Source organism: Butyrivibrio sp. TB (genome assembly GCF_900110805.1).
GTDB lineage: Bacteria > Bacillota > Clostridia > Lachnospirales > Lachnospiraceae > Butyrivibrio > Butyrivibrio fibrisolvens_C.
The window spans coordinates 1-17,631 of sequence record NZ_FOER01000020.1 but is presented as its reverse complement, the minus strand read 5'-3'; the positions used below and the strand labels follow the sequence as shown (position 1 = coordinate 17,631).

Annotated in this window: 15 protein-coding genes; all 15 read left to right on the top strand. The window is 38.8% G+C overall.

Annotated features, from left to right (window positions below):
- The first annotated feature begins 142 nt into the window (after window positions 1-142).
- The 15 genes from BMX21_RS13255 to BMX21_RS13180 all read left to right on the top strand — a co-directional run bounded on the left by BMX21_RS13255 (window position 143) and on the right by BMX21_RS13180 (window position 17,555).
- Window positions 143-367 carry a helix-turn-helix domain-containing protein gene (locus tag BMX21_RS13255; protein ID WP_092045160.1) on the top strand — a complete coding sequence of 75 codons (225 nt, stop codon included), beginning with the start codon at window positions 143-145 and terminating at the stop codon, window positions 365-367.
- Window positions 368-384: 17 nt separating this feature from the next.
- Window positions 385-2,103 (top strand): phosphoadenosine phosphosulfate reductase domain-containing protein, encoded by a 1,719-nt coding sequence (locus BMX21_RS13250; RefSeq protein WP_092045157.1) that lies wholly within the window; start codon window positions 385-387, stop codon window positions 2,101-2,103.
- A 13-nt stretch (window positions 2,104-2,116) separates the two neighbouring features.
- Window positions 2,117-3,016: a DUF4007 family protein gene (locus BMX21_RS13245; protein WP_092045154.1), complete on the top strand. Its 900-nt coding sequence runs from the start codon at window positions 2,117-2,119 to the stop codon at window positions 3,014-3,016.
- Entirely contained in the window at window positions 3,013-6,621 is a 3,609-nt protein-coding gene (locus tag BMX21_RS13240) for a hypothetical protein (protein WP_092045151.1), read from the top strand. The genes BMX21_RS13245 and BMX21_RS13240 overlap by 4 nt, the downstream gene beginning before the upstream one ends.
- 15 nt (window positions 6,622-6,636) lie before the next feature.
- A complete protein-coding gene (locus tag BMX21_RS13235) occupies window positions 6,637-7,782 on the top strand; it encodes an aminotransferase class V-fold PLP-dependent enzyme (protein ID WP_092045148.1) in 1,146 nt (381 codons plus the stop codon).
- Window positions 7,783-7,792: 10 nt separating this feature from the next.
- On the top strand, window positions 7,793-10,003 hold the full coding sequence (locus BMX21_RS13230) for a DEAD/DEAH box helicase family protein (RefSeq protein ID WP_092045145.1): 2,211 nt from the start codon (window positions 7,793-7,795) through the stop codon (window positions 10,001-10,003).
- A gap of 147 nt (window positions 10,004-10,150) precedes the next feature.
- A complete protein-coding gene (locus BMX21_RS13220; RefSeq protein WP_092045139.1) occupies window positions 10,151-12,145 on the top strand; it encodes an AAA family ATPase in 1,995 nt (664 codons plus the stop codon).
- Between the two features lie 11 nt (window positions 12,146-12,156).
- Window positions 12,157-12,696 carry a hypothetical protein gene (locus BMX21_RS13215; RefSeq protein ID WP_092045136.1) on the top strand — a complete coding sequence of 180 codons (540 nt, stop codon included), beginning with the start codon at window positions 12,157-12,159 and terminating at the stop codon, window positions 12,694-12,696.
- Window positions 12,697-12,715: 19 nt separating this feature from the next.
- Window positions 12,716-13,261 carry a DUF4357 domain-containing protein gene (locus tag BMX21_RS13210; protein WP_092045133.1) on the top strand — a complete coding sequence of 182 codons (546 nt, stop codon included), beginning with the start codon at window positions 12,716-12,718 and terminating at the stop codon, window positions 13,259-13,261.
- A gap of 11 nt (window positions 13,262-13,272) precedes the next feature.
- Window positions 13,273-14,460: a sigma-70 family RNA polymerase sigma factor gene (locus BMX21_RS13205; RefSeq protein WP_177174040.1), complete on the top strand. Its 1,188-nt coding sequence runs from the start codon at window positions 13,273-13,275 to the stop codon at window positions 14,458-14,460.
- 22 nt (window positions 14,461-14,482) lie between these two features.
- On the top strand, window positions 14,483-15,520 hold the full coding sequence (locus BMX21_RS13200; protein WP_092045128.1) for a DUF262 domain-containing protein: 1,038 nt from the start codon (window positions 14,483-14,485) through the stop codon (window positions 15,518-15,520).
- Window positions 15,513-16,376, top strand: a complete 864-nt coding sequence (locus BMX21_RS13195; RefSeq protein WP_092045125.1) for a protein kinase domain-containing protein — start codon at window positions 15,513-15,515, stop codon at window positions 16,374-16,376. The genes BMX21_RS13200 and BMX21_RS13195 overlap by 8 nt, the downstream gene beginning before the upstream one ends.
- 157 nt (window positions 16,377-16,533) lie before the next feature.
- A complete protein-coding gene (locus BMX21_RS13190; RefSeq protein ID WP_092045122.1) occupies window positions 16,534-16,845 on the top strand; it encodes a glutaredoxin-related protein in 312 nt (103 codons plus the stop codon).
- A 282-nt stretch (window positions 16,846-17,127) separates the two neighbouring features.
- On the top strand, window positions 17,128-17,328 hold the full coding sequence (locus BMX21_RS13185) for a hypothetical protein (RefSeq protein ID WP_092045120.1): 201 nt from the start codon (window positions 17,128-17,130) through the stop codon (window positions 17,326-17,328).
- A 17-nt stretch (window positions 17,329-17,345) separates the two neighbouring features.
- Window positions 17,346-17,555: a hypothetical protein gene (locus BMX21_RS13180; RefSeq protein ID WP_143057263.1), complete on the top strand. Its 210-nt coding sequence runs from the start codon at window positions 17,346-17,348 to the stop codon at window positions 17,553-17,555.
- Window positions 17,556-17,631 lie beyond the last annotated feature (76 nt).

Below are 17,631 nucleotides of genomic sequence, written 5' to 3'. Positions count from 1 at the left end.
TAGAAAGTCGGGCTTAAGAGGGATTCTGATAGATAATCTTGAAAATTCCAAGAAAATCTTGAGTAAAATTTACTAACGTGATACAATAGAACCATGTATGCGTTATAAGAAAACAGCCCGTTTTGAGAGGTTAAAAACGACTATGGCAATGAACTACGATAAATTATGGAAACTGCTTATTGATAAAAAAATGAACAGGACGGATCTACATGAGCAAGCGCATGTGTCAACAAATGCCATAGCTACCATGGGCAAAGGTGGCGATGTGTCGACAAAGGTTCTTGATAAGATTTGCAAGACGCTTGATTGTCAGATCCACGATATTGTTGATTACGTACCGGATGATGACGACGTACAAGAAAATTAACTGCAAGGAGCATTTTCGTGTGGTGTAAGAACTGTAATATAGAGACAAATGAAGAAAAGTGCCCAATCTGCGATGAGGAGACAGTCGAAGATTATCCTACTGAAGTTTACTGGTGTGATAATTGCAGAGTTCCGGTAATGCAGGAAGTGAATCAAGCGGACAAAGGAATCTGCCCAAGATGTGGCAAGCCGATGAAATATCTTGCTGCAGATATTAGACCAGTATTCCCTGAAGAAAGGTTGCTGATTGAGATTCTGCTGAAGAAGGAACCTCATCAGTGGATAAATGAATCTGTATGGGCATCTAACAACAGATACTATATAAATGGCAAGTCTGTTGCTTTGCCTAACAAGTTGTTTCAGGAGGCAAATGCTGACGAATATATAGAGCAGCTTGAAAGAAATAAAGAAGATAATTCCTATGAAGCTTTTGACCGTTACATAGATGCTTTTGTCGAGGCGAATAGGACACGGTTGAACTATCTGATTGACGAATCACATACATTTGTCAAGAAAACGGCGGCTAAGTTTCCGGAGGAGAATATAGTCCTATCGTTCTCGGGAGGAAAAGACTCCACTGTAACTGCAGATGTGGCAATAAAAGCATTGAGTGATCCATCACTGGTGCACATTTTTGGAAATACTACGCTTGAGTTTCCACTCACAATTGAGTATGCCAAGCGCTATAGAAAAAATCATCCGCAGTCTATTTTTAAGATTGCTGAAAACCATGAACAGGTATTCAGAGAAGTGTGTGTGGATATAGGACCACCAGCCAGAATGATGAGATGGTGCTGCTCTATGTTTAAGACAGGTCCGATTACCAGAGTAATAAATTCATTATATAGGGATCAGCGAATCCTGACCTTCTATGGAATCAGGAAATCGGAGTCTGTAAGTAGAAGTAAGTATAACAGAGTCGAGGATGATGCTGAGTCAGTAAAGATTCAGCAGCAGACAGTAGCATCTCCAATATTTTTTTGGAAGGATATGGATATTTGGCTGTATATCCTGGCTGAAAAGATTGATTTCAACGATGCTTATCGCTTAGGCTACGATAGAGTTGGATGCTGGTGCTGCCCTAACAACAACCAGAGGGCACAGTTCCTCTCAAGGATATATATGCCTGAGCAGTCAAAGGCTTGGAGGGACTTTCTCATAGACTTTGCACGAAAGATAGGAAAGCCAGATGCAGAAGAGTATGTAGACTCAGGTGCATGGAAGGCAAGACAAGGTGGTAATGGCCTTGCTGCAGCGGGTGATGTGAAAATTCGCTTTACCAACTGCACAACTGAAGATCATGCAAAGATTTATCGCCTGGTACGTCCGATGGATGATGAGTTCTTAAATATGCTTACACCATTTGGAAGAGTGGCTCCTGAGCTTGGTCAGAAGCTATTGCATGAGGTGCTCGTACTTGATATAAGGACGAATGTTCCTATTCTGTCAGTACAGCCTTTTGAACAAGGCGGATACGAGTTTGCTGTAAAAGTCAGAACCATGAATGTAAAGGATCATGACGAATTACAGCATATGGTTGGATACCAAGTTAGGAAATTTAATGCATGTAGAAAATGCTTGAAATGTGAATCCCTTTGCAAAGCAGGGGCGATTTCGATTTCAGCAGACAGATATTATATTGATCCGGAAAAATGCGTCCATTGCAAAATGTGCATGACTGCAAAATACCTTAGAGGCGGCTGCATGATGGACAAATATTTGCGGACAAAGGATTAGGAGGAACAGAGGGATGGCTACGAAGTTTCGAGCCCATGAAACATTCTTTATTAGAAAGGGATGGCTCAGTAAAGGAATGCGCTATGTATCAAATAAGCCAGGTGTCTTTACTGACAAAAATGATAATCCGATGGATGTTCTTGGAATCGGTGCCAATATGGTCAAATCCCTTAGATATTGGCTTCAGGCAGTAGACCTGACGAAAGAACCCAAGACTGGTAAGAGGGATCAGAAATTGACTCCTTTCGGAGAAATTGTATATGCGAAGGATCCATATACAGAAGAGTTAGGGACACTTTATCTTCTCCACTATAAGCTTGTTACTGATGAAGAGATGGCTCCATCCTGGTATTACTTCTTCAATAAATTTGCTATGAAAGAATTCACCAAGGATGATTTTGTCGCTCAGATACAGAATGAATTGAAGATGGATGGTACAACGGTAGCTATCAGATCATTGACCGATGACTTTACCTGCATTGTTAATACGTATGTGCCAAGGTATAAGTCTGATCCAAATAAGGTTTCTCCGGAGAATAATATTAATTGTCCACTTGGAGAACTTGGGCTTATTGATATTCTGAGCAAAGAGCGAGGCAATTATACATATAAGAAATCCATACCAATGGCAAGGAGTTTTAATCCTTGGGTGATTATGGCTGTAATAGCAGATCAGGCAAATGGCAGGGAAGAGATTAGCTTAAATGAGCTTCTGTCTGCAGAGAAGAATATTGGTAAGGTGTTTAACTTAGATTCAATCTGTATGCTTTCTTTGCTTCATGAAGTGGAGAAGCTTGGAGAGATCAAGATAATCCGTACAGCAGGATTAGATGTTGTCCGGGTATTACATAAACGTAGCTTTATTGACTGCGTTAACAAATACTATGCCGATATAGAGGGAACAAATTCATGAGCAAAATGATTTCTGTTGCGTCAGGATTCCAGTATTCAGTAAACATTGGATATGACCTGAACAATGATGACAAATTAAAGAATTTCATACCGACAAAATCGGCATTGACGTTGTTAAAGGACATACTTAGCAGTACAGCTCCTGATGCAACGGAAAGAGCGCGAGTTCTTGTAGGAGCATATGGAAAGGGTAAGTCTCACATTATACTTACTATTCTTTCGATGCTTATGCAGAGAAAACAATCTCTTTTTACACATTTGATGCCGAAAATTAATGAGGATCCAGAGCTGAAGCAGTTGGTTGATAATTACTATTCAGATAAGAAAAATAGGATCCTGCCGGTTATTATTAATGGAACAAGTGGCAGCTTACCACAGGCTTTTCTGCTTGCATTGCAGAGAACGCTTGATGAGAATGGTCTGGATATCATGCCAGAGACCAATTACAGGGCTGCTATTAATGCTATACAGAATTGGAAGGCTAATTATCCGAAGACTTACGACAAGTTCAAGAAAGAAATAAGCCTTCCGGTAGATGCATTTATTTCTGAACTGAACGATTACAATGCTGCAATCTACAGCGAGTTTGAAGAGGTTTATCCTAAACTGACATCAGGAAGCATCTTCAATCCGTTCGTGGGATTTGATGTTGTAGAGTTGTATGAGAGCGTTGTAAAGAGTCTCAAGCAGCGTGGATATCTGGGAATATATGTTGTTTATGATGAGTTCAGCAAGTTCCTGGAGTCTAACATTACAGCAGCATCTGTTAGTGATACAAAGATGCTGCAGGATTTCGCTGAGAAATGTAACCGAAGCGGTGAGAATGAGTTGCATCTGTTGCTAATCTCACACAAGGAGATCTCCAATTATATCGACAAGTTACCAAAGGCAAAGGTCGATGGTTGGCGTGGCGTTTCTGAAAGATTTCGTCACATTCATATGAACAACAACTTTGCTCAGACATACGAGATTATATCTACTGTTATCATTAAGGACAGAGATAAATGGGAAGATTTCCAGAATGAAAATAAAGCCCGATTTGACCAGCTGATGTCAAGATATGCTGAGCATGCAATATTCAGCGACACAGATCAGAAGGAATTGATGACAACAATATATGAATGCTATCCGTTACATCCGGTTTCAACATTCATTCTTCCAAGACTTTCTGAACGTGTAGCACAGAATGAACGTACATTATTTACATTCCTGTCTGCTGATGGAACATCGACTCTACCAGCATTCTTGAGAGGATTAAAGGATAATGACTTCAGAGTGATTACTCCTGATCTTATCTTTGATTACTTTGATCCGGTTCTGCAGAAGGAGCCTTTTGCAGGAGAACTTCATAAGAACTATGTTTTGACAAAGACTATTCTTGATAAGATTGAAGATCAGATTCTTGAAAGCAAGATAGTAAAGACGATTTCTTTGATCTATCTGCTTGGCCAGTTTGATAAGCTGAAGCCTGTTAAGGAGGAGATTGTTGGAATCTACAGCATGGAATACAAGCCGACTGAGATTGAGGCGGCAATTGATCATCTTATCAAGGATGAGTATGTGATTTATCTGAAGCGTAGTAATGACTATCTGAAATTAAAGCAGACATCGGGCGTGGATGTAGAGCAGAAAATATCAGATACTATTGCGGCTTTGGCACCTTCATTCTCACTGAAGAGAGCATTGAATGCCTCAAATATTGATAATTACCTTTATCCATCAAAATATAATGATGAGAAGGAGATGATTCGCTACTTTGAGTTTGAGTTCATAGAAGAGCAGGAACTTGACGGCTCTGTTGATTGGGTGAAAAAGGCTGAAGATATCAATGCAGATGGTGTTGTATACGCTATTGTCTGCGAGGATCCGGGATCTATTAAGGGCATAAAGAATAAAATCTTAATGACCAGCCGGGGATGCGATAGATTTATTTTCATAATGCCGAAAAAGGCTACTGAAATTAGAAAAATCCTGCAGGAATTTGAAGCAGTAAGTGCACTGAGGGATAAGGCGAAAGAGGATACAGTTCTTTTTGAGGAATATGAAGTAATCTATGAGGATTTAAGAGATGTAATCAGCGAATTTATCAGTGGTTACACTCATCCTGAGGATTATAAGTCCGCATATATTTATAACGGCGAAGAGAGGAGTATATTACGTAAGGCTGCTTTGACAGGACTTGCTTCAGAAATCTGCGATAAAACTTTTTCTGAGACACCAGTTATTAACAATGAGGCAATCAATAAGGATGAGATTACCTCAATCGCAAATAATAGCAGAAACAAGATTCTTTCTGGACTTCTCAGGAATGTGTTAGAGCCAAATCTTGGGCTTACTGGAACCGGTCAGGAAGTATCTATTATGAGAAGCACACTTGTAAGAAAAGAGGTTCTTCTCGATGATCAGGAGGGTACCAGAATCAATCTGGCTCCATCGGATAAGTTGATGAAGGGAGTGCTTGATGCAATTGTTTCCTTCGTCATGGATGCCAAAAAGAAAGGTACAGCATCTTTTGATCAACTGTATAATGTGCTTACAGCTCCAGAATATCATATAGGTATTAGGAGTGGAGTTATTCCAATCTATATTGCAGCTGTTTTCCATGAATTTAGTGAGGACATTATTCTGCAGAATGATTTGGGACAGTTGCCATTATCTGCAGATACCTTGCAGATGATTAACGCATGCCCAGAGGATTACACACTGGTATTCCTTGAATGGAATCCTGAAAAGCAGGAATTTGTAAGCAAGCTTTCGGAGATATTCAGTAATTATGTTATTGAGGCAGAAAAGAATCTTAGTGCTTATGATTTTGCAGCGTCTGCAATGAAGCGCTGGTATCTGTCACTGCCAAGATATGCTAAGGAATCCAAAGGAATTGGAGATAAGGAATCAAGCAAGAGATACCTTAAGATGGTTAAACTGCTTAAGCAGAATCTTAACGGTCATGAGCTGTTGTTTGAGAAACTTCCTGAAGCCTTTGGATATAGAGATTTCAATGAAGGCCTTGCAGAGAATATTGAGAATGCTAAAAACTATTATGATGGCAAAATAGCTGAGCTCAAGGTTGAGCTGATAAAGCAGACCAAAGAGATCTTCTCAATCGCTGCAAACAGGGCTAAGTTGAAGAGGACATCATTATCATCTGTAATTAAGGACTGGTGTGAAACACTGGATCCGCATGTATTTGAACAACTTTTTGAAAATGGGACTAACAAGTGCCTGGGACTTTTTAAGGAAGTTACAAATGATGAAGAGACATTTGTTGCCAGATTAGCAAAAGCTGCTACAGATCTAAGAGTTGAAGACTGGGATGATGATACTGTAGAACGTTTCAAAGAGAATCTTGAGATGTACAAAAAGACTGCTGAGGAATTCCAAAGCAGTGAGTCTGAAAGTGAAGACAGTGCTGCAAGTACTTATGAAATCAGATTCCGCAGTGATGACGGTTCATCAGAAGTAAAACGATTTGACAGAGTTGAAACAAGTAAGAGAGGAAAGCTTCTGTATAATTCCATTCTGTCTGAGATAGACTCCATGGGATATTCTATTTCAGAGCAGGAGAAGAGGCAGATCCTCATGGATATATTAAAGAAGATGTGCTAAGGGGAGGTGTTTCAAGTGGCATATTTTGATAATGCTGCAACTACATACCCAAAGCCGGATTGCGTCTATGACTTCATGGATAGCTTTTATCGTTCCAGCGGAGCAAATGCTGGACGTGGAAACTATAAGCTTGCGCAGAGCGCAGGAGCTTTAATTGGAGATACACGAAAGAAGATCCAAGAGCTCCTGCATTGCCAGGCAAAGCAGGTTGTCTTTGAACCAACGGCAACAATAGCTTTGAATATTATTATTCAGGGCATTATTGAAAAAGGAGCTGTTAATATTTATATCAGCCCCTTTGAGCATAATGCAGTTACCAGAACTCTTCATCATTTTGAAGAGCAGGGGAAAATCAAGGTCACACAGCTGACTGTTTCAAAGGATATGGTGTATGACCTGGAAAAAATCAGATATCAGTTTGATACTGTTAAACCTGATTTTGTTATAGTTAGTCATGCCAGCAATGTGTTTGGACTTATAGCGCCAGTAGAGGATATTTTTGCACTGGCTAAAAAGTACGAAGCCATAACTCTTGTGGATATGGCACAGACTGCTGGGTTGGTAGATTTGAACGTAGGCCTTACCACTATAGATTTTGCTGTATTTGCAGGACATAAAACATTGTATGGCCCAACTGGAATATCTGGATTTGTGATGAATCCATCCGTGAAATTTCCGGCAGTAATATTTGGTGGTACCGGATATGAATCTGCAAATCAGGATATGCCGGAAGATTTACCTCAGAAATATGAGATGGGGACTTTGAACATTGCTGGTATAGCCGGATTAAATGCAGCCCTTGGATGGTCAGCACAGGTTACTATCGATGCCATAAGAGAAAAAGAAGCTGAGAATCGAAAGAAGCTGATAGACCTTTTAAGCAGATATTCCTATATTAAAATAATTGGGAATTATGACTCATGTAATTATGTAGGAATAGTTTCTTGCATTATAGAGGAAATAAGTAGCGACAGTGCAGGACCTGTGTTTGACAGGTGTGGAATCGCTGTCAGAACTGGGCTACAGTGTGCACCGCTGGCACATCAGTTTATGGGAACGTTTCCAGCGGGAACTATCAGATTCAGTGTTAGTTATTTTACGACAGATAAAGATTTTGCAGAGTTAGAAGAAGCTTTGGATTATATAGATTCAGAGCTGTAGGAGGATTGTTGTGAGCTTAAAGGACAAGAGAATAAAAAGCGAATACCGGTCCTTGATTGATAATGTGGTGCAGGATTTTTATATTCCGCTGCTTCATGAGTCAACGTCGTATAAGCGTGCTGTGGGATTCTTTTCATCTTCAGCCCTTGTCGAAATATCAAAGGGAATAGCTGATATGGCTAAAGATGGTGGAAAGATTGAAATAGTTGCCTCACCGTATTTGTCTGATGACGATATTCAGGCTATCAAGGAAGGATATGAGAACAGACAGAAGATAATAGAGGGGGCACTTATACGTCAGTTGTCTGATGAGCATGAGGATTACTATTCTATGGAGCGCCTGAATCTTCTGGCACATCTTATCTCAGATGGGATTCTTGATATTCGCATTGCCTATACTGATAAGGACAATGAAATTGGAATGTACCATGAGAAGATGGGAATTCTAGAAGATAAAGACGGAAATCATGTTGCCTTTTCTGGATCCATGAATGAGTCTATGACAGCGATGTCCATCAATTATGAGACTATAGATGTATTCTGTGATTGGAGAGAGGCTGAAGCTGATAGAGTTAAGTTAAAGGAAAACGCCTTTTATTCCATGTGGAATAATGTTGAGCCAAGCTTAAAGGTTTTGGAATTTCCAAATATTTCCGATGTACTTATTGAGAAATACAGGAAGAAAGCTCCTAATTTTGATATTGATCATGAGCAGTTTAAAAGGAGAATGCTTGCCTATGGGAGCATGATTCTTGATAACAAATCCCTTTTGGGAGGACCTGTAGGGGCCAGAATACCAGATGATGTTGAACTACATGAATATCAGAAGGAAGCTATTGCTGACTGGGTAGGCGAAAACTATAGAGGAATTTTTGATATGGCAACAGGTACGGGCAAAACCTATACCGGTCTTGGTGCCATTTCAAAACTTTCAGAAGATATTAATGATGACCTTGCAGTAATAATCGTAGCTCCATATAAACATCTGGTAGAGCAGTGGGTTGAAGATATAGTCAAATTCAACATGAAGCCTATTATTGCTTATGGAGATCCAGCTCACAAGGATTGGAGAAAGAAATTTTCCAAGGCGATAACAGATCAGAAGATAAGAAAAGATAAAAGATTCCTTTGTGTAGTGACAACGAATGTTACTTTTGCAAGTCCTGATTTTCAGGAGAGGATAGATAAAATCAAGAGTCCAATTTTACTGGTGGTGGATGAGGCCCATAATTTTGGAGCCAGAAGCTATGCCAAACATTTGGATGACAGGTTTACATATAGGCTTGCATTATCAGCAACGCTTGAAAGGCACAGAGATGAAGAGGGAACAGCACTTTTATACAGCTTCTTTGGAAAGAAATGTATTGAATATCCATTGGAAAGAGCTATTGATGAAGACAAGCTGACCCCTTATAAATATTATCCGGTTCTTGTTTACCTGAGTGAGCTTGAGCTGGAATCTTACGAACAGCTTTCCTACGAGATGTCGAAGTGCATGATAAAGGACAAGAATGGAAAGTATAAATTAAATAAGCGAGGAGAAATCCTTGCGCTAAAGAGATCCAGGGTTGTTGCAGGGGCAATGCAAAAACTGGAAGCTCTGAAGAGAGAAATCACTCCTTACAAAGATGACAATAATATTCTGGTGTACTGTGGAGCTACAAGGGTATTGGATGATAGCGATACATCATCAGATGACGAAAGCGATATCAGGCAGATAGAAGCAGTAACCAAGATTCTTGGGAATGAACTTAATATGAGTGTGGCGCGGTTTACTTCTGAAGAAAGTATGGAAGAACGTGCCTCAATTAAGGAACATTTTCAGGACGGCGGCAAGCTGCAGGCTATAGTAGCGATAAAGTGTCTGGATGAAGGTGTTAATATTCCAGGCATACGAACAGCTTTCATATTGGCAAGTACCACTAATCCTAAGGAATACATACAGCGTAGAGGTAGAGTACTTCGTAAAGCAGATAATAAACCGTTTGCAGAAATATATGATTTTGTAACTCTGCCCAGACCGCTTGATTCAGTATCAGGATTGACTATTGAACAGGCGAATAGGGATAAGACATTGGTTAAAAATGAGCTTGCCCGGATTAAGGAGTTTGGCAGATTGGCATTAAACTCGATGCTGGCAAATAACCTGATTTGGGAGATTGAAGAGGCTTATCATCTTAACGATACAGATCATGATAAGGAGGGTGAAGATTTTGAGTGATAACGGCGAAATCCAGGTTGATAGCAAGGCCATAGAGCGTCTTAAGCGATCAATCATCATTAAAGAAAACATGAATCTGAAAACGAGAACAATGAATGATTCTCAGATGGTGGCATGGATTAAGAAGAAGATTGAGGAGGAAGTGCAATGTTACTTAAATCAATAAAACTTGAGAACTTCCGCCAGTTTCGCAATGAGTCCATTGATTTTGCCCAGGGAGAAGGCGGCAAAAATGTAACCATCATCATTGGTGAAAACGGAACGGGTAAAACTACGTTTGCTCAGGCATTTTTCTGGTGCCTGTATGGAGAAACAGAGTTCTCTGACAAGATTATTCTGAATAAGATGGTAGCCACAGAAATGACTCCCGGTTCAGAAGAGAAGGTTCGTGTAACCTTGGCTCTTAGACATGGTGAAGTTGACTATACCCTTATAAGAGAGCAGGCATATCATAAGGACTATTCAAATAATGTTAAGGGTGATAATACCGTATTTGACATTGCAATAAAGGATACCAGCGGTAATACTTCCTACGTAAAAAAGTCTCAGTGCGAAGCCGAGGTTAAGAGCATTCTGCCTAAAGAACTGTCCAGATACTTCTTCTTTGATGGAGAGCGTATTGAGAAGATGAGTAAAGATATTTCTACAGGTAAGAAGGCAACTGACTTTGCAGAGGCTGTAAAGGGCCTTTTGGGTCTCAATGCGATGATAAGTGCTATTGGACACTTTAATCCGAGAAGCAGTCTTAGCGTTATTGGTAGCTATGAGAAGAGCTTTGACTCAAAGAGCAACAATAAGATTCAGGAATACACTGCAAAAATAGATAAGTGCAATACAAGACTGGCAGAGATTGATACTGCCTTAGAGGAACTTGATGCTCAGAAAGCGGCAGCTGAAACCAGAAAATCTGAAAAAGTAATTGAGTTGAAACAGTATTCTGAGGGTGAAAAGCTTCAGAAGGAAAAAGAAGATTTACAGAGGCAGATTGAAAATACTACTCGTATGAGAGCTACAGTCTACAAGACGATGTGCAAGGATTTCAATGCTTCAATGAGTCCATTCTTTTCACTTTCTTTAATTAAGAGAGCATTGGAAGTTCTGTCAAGACACGATTATTCTGGCAAGGACATTCCTTTTATCCGTGACAAAACTATTGAGTATCTGTTGAAGCAGAAGGTATGCCTTTGCGGTACCCACCTGGATGAAGGATCTGTGCCTTATGAGAAAGTGAAATCACTACTGGATGTTATCCCTCCGAAATCACTCAGTACATATGTGACGGATTTCAAGAAGGAGTCAAAACGTAGGGCAGGAGCTCTTAAGAATTTGGTTGAACAGATGCAGGAGAATCTTGCGACTGCCAGCCAGCAGAGTGATGATATTATGGATAAGACTGATGAACTTCACAAGATTGAGGCCAAGCTTAGTGGTGAAGATGTCAGCGAAAAGGTTCGTGCAATAAATAATGAGATTCAGATTTGTGTTAAAACTATCAATAAGTGTAATAACGATAGAGACAAGCTGAATATAGAACGTGGCGGTCTTGAGAAGGAGCGCGAGCGTGCAGATACAGAGAGACAGAATCTGACTTTGCTTGATGAAAAGAACAGAAAGACTCAGATGTATCTGACTTATGCAAGAAAGATTTATGAAGAGCTGGAAAATGTGTATCGTACAAGCGAAGAAGAGATCCGTAATCGCTTGCAGGATACAATTAATGATATTTTCAAGCAGATTTATGAAGGTGGCTTATCATTAACAATAGATTCAAATTATCATATCATGGTCCAGGCCAATGATTATGAGGGTGATGTAGAGACTTCTACAGCACAGAGCATTTCCGTTATCTTTGCTTTCATTACTGGTATCATCAAAATGGCCAGAGAAAATAGAAATGCCAGTGATGATGATGCTAAGCTGCTTTCATCTGAGCCTTATCCGCTTGTAATGGATGCACCGCTGTCTGCATTTGATAAGAGAAGAATCAAGACGGTATGTGAGGCTTTGCCAGAGACTGCTGAGCAGGTAATCATTTTTATCAAGGATACAGATGGTGAACTGGCTGAGGATTACATGGGTAACAGGATCGGCAGCAGACACCAGTTTGACAAGAAAAATGAGTTTGAGACCAATTTGGTATAAGGAGGAGCGCCATGTTTGATAAACAATATAGGTTTAAAGGTAGGCATGCTCTTCGTGTGGATCAGCTCACAGGAGTATTCGATGAATTAAGCAAAGCAAAGCTGATAGACCGTAACGTAGATGTCTATGCGAATGCACCGTTGATCGGATTTCTATATGGAAGAACTGCTGACCTTGATGATCTTAAAAATCCAGAGACCGGTCAGGTATATAATCAGAATGTCATGGGTGATCGTGTAATTTATTCTGGTGATGAATTACAGTATAACTTCTGGCTGATTATGCTGCTTGATGCAAATTATGAGCCTGATGAAGAAAAGCGAATTGATAAAGCTTTCAGACACTATGGTCAGGATCCGGCTGATGAAGAGCGGTTTGATAGCTACGTAAGAGGTGGCATTGATGTTCTTTATGAAAAGCTGGTTGAAGGGGATAGTACTCCTGAGGCATTCGCAAACAGGCTTTATGAGTTTATTGATGAGTTTAATGACCGCTTCAACAGCGAAATCAGCAGTGATGATATTCTGCAGTTATGTGTTAATAAATCATAAGTAAGAGCGAGATGAGTTAATGAGTAATAACGATATCGACAGGGTCTTTATAGAATTAAAGGCTCTGTCACAGAAAAAAGGTTATTTGATCTTTGATGATTTAGAGAGAGGCACTGATGGCTTATCGCTTAATGAAGTGGATTGGCTGACAAACCGTCTGTTAACATCAGGAGTGGAAATCTTTGATGATGTGCCGGATACAATTAAAAATGGACCTGGCTTAAAGCAGGCTAAGATACAGGGACATCCTTCCGGAACGCTTTTGTTTTTGAAATACAAGACATTAAAAGCTACAGGAAGAATGGTCTTACCTAAAGGTTTTGTTGTGTATAAGGGTTCAGAGTACAATGAGGTTGTCACTTCCTCTTGCACAATTGCAATAGGTAACAAGCGCCATGATCTAATGCAATCCGGCAAAATGAAAAATGGGGTTTTGACTGAAGATGTTCAGTTTGGGAGCCCATCAACGGCTGCCCAAGTATTGATAGGAAATTCGGTGAATGGGAAAATTGTATGGGTAGATTCTAACGGATATACCTTGAAACAACTTCTTGCCGAAAAATGAGAAGAGAACTAATGGAGAGTAAGAATGGTATTGAAAGTGCTCTTGCAAATTTAATACAGCTATCATCTGAAAAGGGATTCCTGGTATTTGATGATATTTATGATGAGGCTGATAAATGGGCTCTATCTATCCGAGATGTAGACTACCTTTCAAGCTCCATTGTTACCCGTGGAATCCTTGTATATGATGAGGCACCGGTTACTAATGCAGCCGGTTCTTCCGAGGATGATTACGATGATTATGCGCAAAGAGACTATGAGGCTGTATTCAATAGAGTTATTGAGCTTGATCCGGATTTAGAGGATTTTATCAACGCTGTCCGGGCTGTCGTTCCACCTCAGGCGCGTGAGATGGATCAGCTGAAATATCAGGTTCAGGAGGGAAATTTATACGCTCGCGACCGAGTGATACAGATGCATTTAAGATTTGCTGTGCGTATTGCTTTGCAGAGAGCTGAAACCTATGATTGTGAAATTTCTGACACTTTACAGGAGGCTTTAATAGGTTTAGTAACGGCTGTAGACAAATATGATCCTGACTCAAGTGGGCCTTTTGGATCATATGCTTCACTGTGGATACTACAAAATATAGGCCGAGCACAGGCAACTCAAAGGCCTGCGGTATATTATCCTGTTCATAAAAAGGAAGGCTATTTTACAATGTATCCAATTTTGAAGGAAAATGGATACTTGGATTTTGATATATGGACCGATCCTGAGGTGAGAAGGGTAATTCAAGACCGGCTTGGCTGTGGTATTAATCAGGCAGAGGACATAATCAGGCAGTCTATGCCAATCGAATCACTTGACGAAATCTACGAAATGTTTTTGAAAAACATTGATGTAGATGAAATACAGGACGATGTTTTTGAAAACATTATAGGAAACGAAATACAGCAGGATGTCTTTCAAAACATTAATTCTGATGCATTTTATTGGAATGATGACATTTATGAGGAGATTGAGCAGCGGGCATTAAGAGAAACTCTTGAAAAACTAATGGGAGAATTATCAGAAAGGGAGCAGGAGGTTCTTAAAGCAAGATATGGTTTTGAAGATGGTGTTGAAAAAACACTAGAAGAGGTAGGGCAGAAGTTTGGCGTCACCAGGGAGAGAATTCGTCAGATAGAATCTAAGGCTTTAAGAAAACTTTCACACCCAACAAGAATACGGAAATTGAAAGACTTTAATAGTTGTTAGTTTATTATAGGAGACTAAAATAATGAAATGGGAATCATATTCACATCCAATTTCTGATGTAAAGGAATGGGACGAAACTGATAGGCTAGAATTAAGACCTGAATTTCAACGAAATGAAGTATGGAGTACAGCTGCACAAATAATGTTGATTGATACTATTCTGCGTGGTATACCTATACCTAAAATATATATTAAATCAATTGTGAAAAATGAAAAAACATATAGGGTTGTAATTGATGGACAACAAAGACTAACTGCGATTTTAAAGTTTGTCAAAGGTGAATTAACCCTTAATAGCCCATATAACGGACCATTTGAAGGGAAAAAATTCAATGATCTTCCAGTGGAAACTCATAATAATTTTTTGAGATACAAAATAGATATTAATGAAATCTTTAATCCTACAGAAGAAGAGATTCGAGATTTATATTCTAGAGTTAATAAATACACTGTACAGCTAAATAAACAAGAATTGAGAAAAGCAGATTTTCCAGGCGATTTTATCCGATTATCTGAAAAATTATCAGAATCACCTTATCTAAATGATGAAAAAATATTTACTGTTAAACAACGCAGAAGAATGCTTGATGTAGAGTTTATAGAAGAACTATTGACGGTAGTGTTAGAAGGAATAAAGGATAAAAAAGACTATCTAAATGATATATGCGAGAAATATATGGTTATGGATAACAAAAATGAAATAGAAAAGCGTTTTAATTATGTTATTGAGGATATATCAAAGATTTTTGATGATAATATTCTTGCTTTACACTCTACTAGATTTAAGCAAAAATCGGATTTTTATTCGTTGTTTTCTGCAATTTACCAACTTCATGAAAATGCAAAACTAACTAATGATGAGGATCGCTTGTCCATTGCTAGAGAAAAATTGAAAGAAATGAATCAAGAGATTGGACCACAATCTAAGAATGACGCTTTTCTTGAGTATGCTACAAGATGTTTAAGTGATGCTAATTCTCGAATAAATAGAGAATGGAGAACGCTGTTTATAAAAGAAAGAATAAGTATAGCATATGAGGAAGGCTTAAATAATGATTGAATTATTTTTAAATAAAAAGTGCATATATTATATCGATCAAGATGAAATAATTGGTAGTTCAGGTAAAACATACGAAATTGAAAATGATGGACGACTAGGAGCTGGAGGTAATGGCGTTGTTTATAGGTGTATAGATTCAGAAGGATCAGAGTATGCAGTGAAAATTCTTCTTTATTTTGGTGGTAAAGCCAAAAAAAGATTTTTGCAAGAAATATCATTAATGAAACGTATACATAATAACCACATTATATCGTATGTAGATGAAGGGACAGCTGTAGTAAGTGGTGCAGATGGCAAAAGTAATATTGCATTATTTGTTGTTATGGAGTTAGCTGATGGTAATCTGGTAGATTACTTAAAGAGAAATCGAAAAATAGATTATTCTGTATATGCAGGTCAGTTTAGAGGGCTTTGTGAAGGGTTAAAAGAGATGCATCAATATGCAATACATAGAGATATAAAACCCGAAAATATATTAATAAAAGGCGATACATGGATATTAAGTGATTTTGGATTGTGCGAATTTTTAGATGAAAAAGAGCATATTGATTTAACAGGGAAACAAGAAAAGATTGGACCAATGTATTGGATTAGCCCAGAAGCAGCTAATTACAATTTCTTTAATGAGGATAGAATGGGCACTTATTCCGATGTATATCAGTTAGCGATGGTCTTTGCTTTTGTTTTACTTAGACGATTTCCGGGAGGAGTATTTTATCCAGATGACACTCTTAATACAACAAAAGGAATACGCGATCTTATTATAAGATCTATTTCAAATAATTATAACAAGAGACCTCAAAATGGGGGAGAGTTACTTGAAATGTATAACAAGGCTACGCTTGAAGCATTATGATAATAAATGTATTAGGTGGATGACGGAGTATAAGATTGTATTACATTAGAAAGAGTAGGTACAAATTATTTGATTTCTCGGACTCCAGTTTTTTAATTATACAATTGTGTTGATTTCATAGTTTATTCTGGTGATATTGAATACGTAAGGAGCTATTATGATCAAGATCTACGGTATGCCCACCTGCCCATATTGCGATTACATCTATGAACAGATTAAGTGCAGAGAAGATGAATTCGAGTATATAAATATTGGCGAGAACATCCGTAATATGAGTGTTTTCACAAGACTTCGTGATACCAATCCTGTATTTGATCATTGCAAGGAAATCGGTGATGTAGGTATCCCTGCCTTCGTATTTGAAGATGGCAGAGTATCAATCGACCCGGCAGACGCTGGACTTATTGAGTGTGGTACGCCGGGGGCTTGTTCTATTGATGATCACAAGAACGGCAGGAAAGGGTGCTGACAAGTTTTTTTCCTAAATCATATTGATTAGAGGAGTTTGATATTTTAAGGGCAACAGTATTTAGAGACTATGCTAAGATAAAGAAAATCACAGGTACTGTTTATGATAAAAATGAATCTGTGTGGAAATTATAATACTGAGTCTCATATCAGTCTCATCAAAATGAGACTATGTATTAATTGAAAAATGCTGAAATGGTGGGATTTATATAGGAAAGTCTCATTACAGTCTCACCATAGTCTCACTGAGTCTCATGCGTGAATGAGACTTTAAGGGGGAATCATGGGTATTTTCACAGATGGTGATGATGACGATGATGAGCTGATGGATTTCTTTATATTAAATGAGATCCATGAAGACAGCAAGAAATCCGGCAATGCAGGAGGGAATAAGGCAGCTTCAGGAGGCTGCCTTACAAGTCTTGTATTGATGCTGGCTATACCTGCCTTGATCATTGGCGGAGCTATTGCTGTGCTTACATGAATTATAAAGAGTATGAAATGAAAAAATATAACTTAATAGTCGCTACAATTATATCAGCACTGGCCTTATCAGCCTGCTCTTATGGGGAGGGTGAGTACGGCGTGTTCTTAAGCTATGATGGCGATCTTGAGGATCTTTCGGATTATAAGACGGTGGTGATAGATGCCCAGTATTTTGACAAAGAGGATATAGAGGATTTCAAGGAGCAGGTGTTGATTTACACTTAAAATTGACCCGGATTTAATACTTAAAGCTGACCCACCTAGTGATGAGCCATATGAGGTATAAATCCATTTCGATTAT

Bases quoted from the DNA above. Each gene is read 5' to 3' on its own strand.
- BMX21_RS13255 (WP_092045160.1), top strand. From the start codon at position 143: ATGGCAATGAACTACGATAAATTATGGAAACTGCTTATTGATAAAAAA.
- BMX21_RS13245 (WP_092045154.1), top strand. From the start codon at position 2,117: ATGGCTACGAAGTTTCGAGCCCATGAAACATTCTTTATTAGAAAGGGA.
- BMX21_RS13240 (WP_092045151.1), top strand. From the start codon at position 3,013: ATGAGCAAAATGATTTCTGTTGCGTCAGGATTCCAGTATTCAGTAAAC.
- BMX21_RS13220 (WP_092045139.1), top strand. From the start codon at position 10,151: ATGTTACTTAAATCAATAAAACTTGAGAACTTCCGCCAGTTTCGCAAT.
- BMX21_RS13215 (WP_092045136.1), top strand. From the start codon at position 12,157: ATGTTTGATAAACAATATAGGTTTAAAGGTAGGCATGCTCTTCGTGTG.
- BMX21_RS13210 (WP_092045133.1), top strand. From the start codon at position 12,716: ATGAGTAATAACGATATCGACAGGGTCTTTATAGAATTAAAGGCTCTG.
- BMX21_RS13205 (WP_177174040.1), top strand. From the start codon at position 13,273: ATGGAGAGTAAGAATGGTATTGAAAGTGCTCTTGCAAATTTAATACAG.
- BMX21_RS13200 (WP_092045128.1), top strand. From the start codon at position 14,483: ATGAAATGGGAATCATATTCACATCCAATTTCTGATGTAAAGGAATGG.
- BMX21_RS13195 (WP_092045125.1), top strand. From the start codon at position 15,513: ATGATTGAATTATTTTTAAATAAAAAGTGCATATATTATATCGATCAA.
- BMX21_RS13190 (WP_092045122.1), top strand. From the start codon at position 16,534: ATGATCAAGATCTACGGTATGCCCACCTGCCCATATTGCGATTACATC.
- BMX21_RS13185 (WP_092045120.1), top strand. From the start codon at position 17,128: ATGGGTATTTTCACAGATGGTGATGATGACGATGATGAGCTGATGGAT.
- BMX21_RS13180 (WP_143057263.1), top strand. From the start codon at position 17,346: ATGAAAAAATATAACTTAATAGTCGCTACAATTATATCAGCACTGGCC.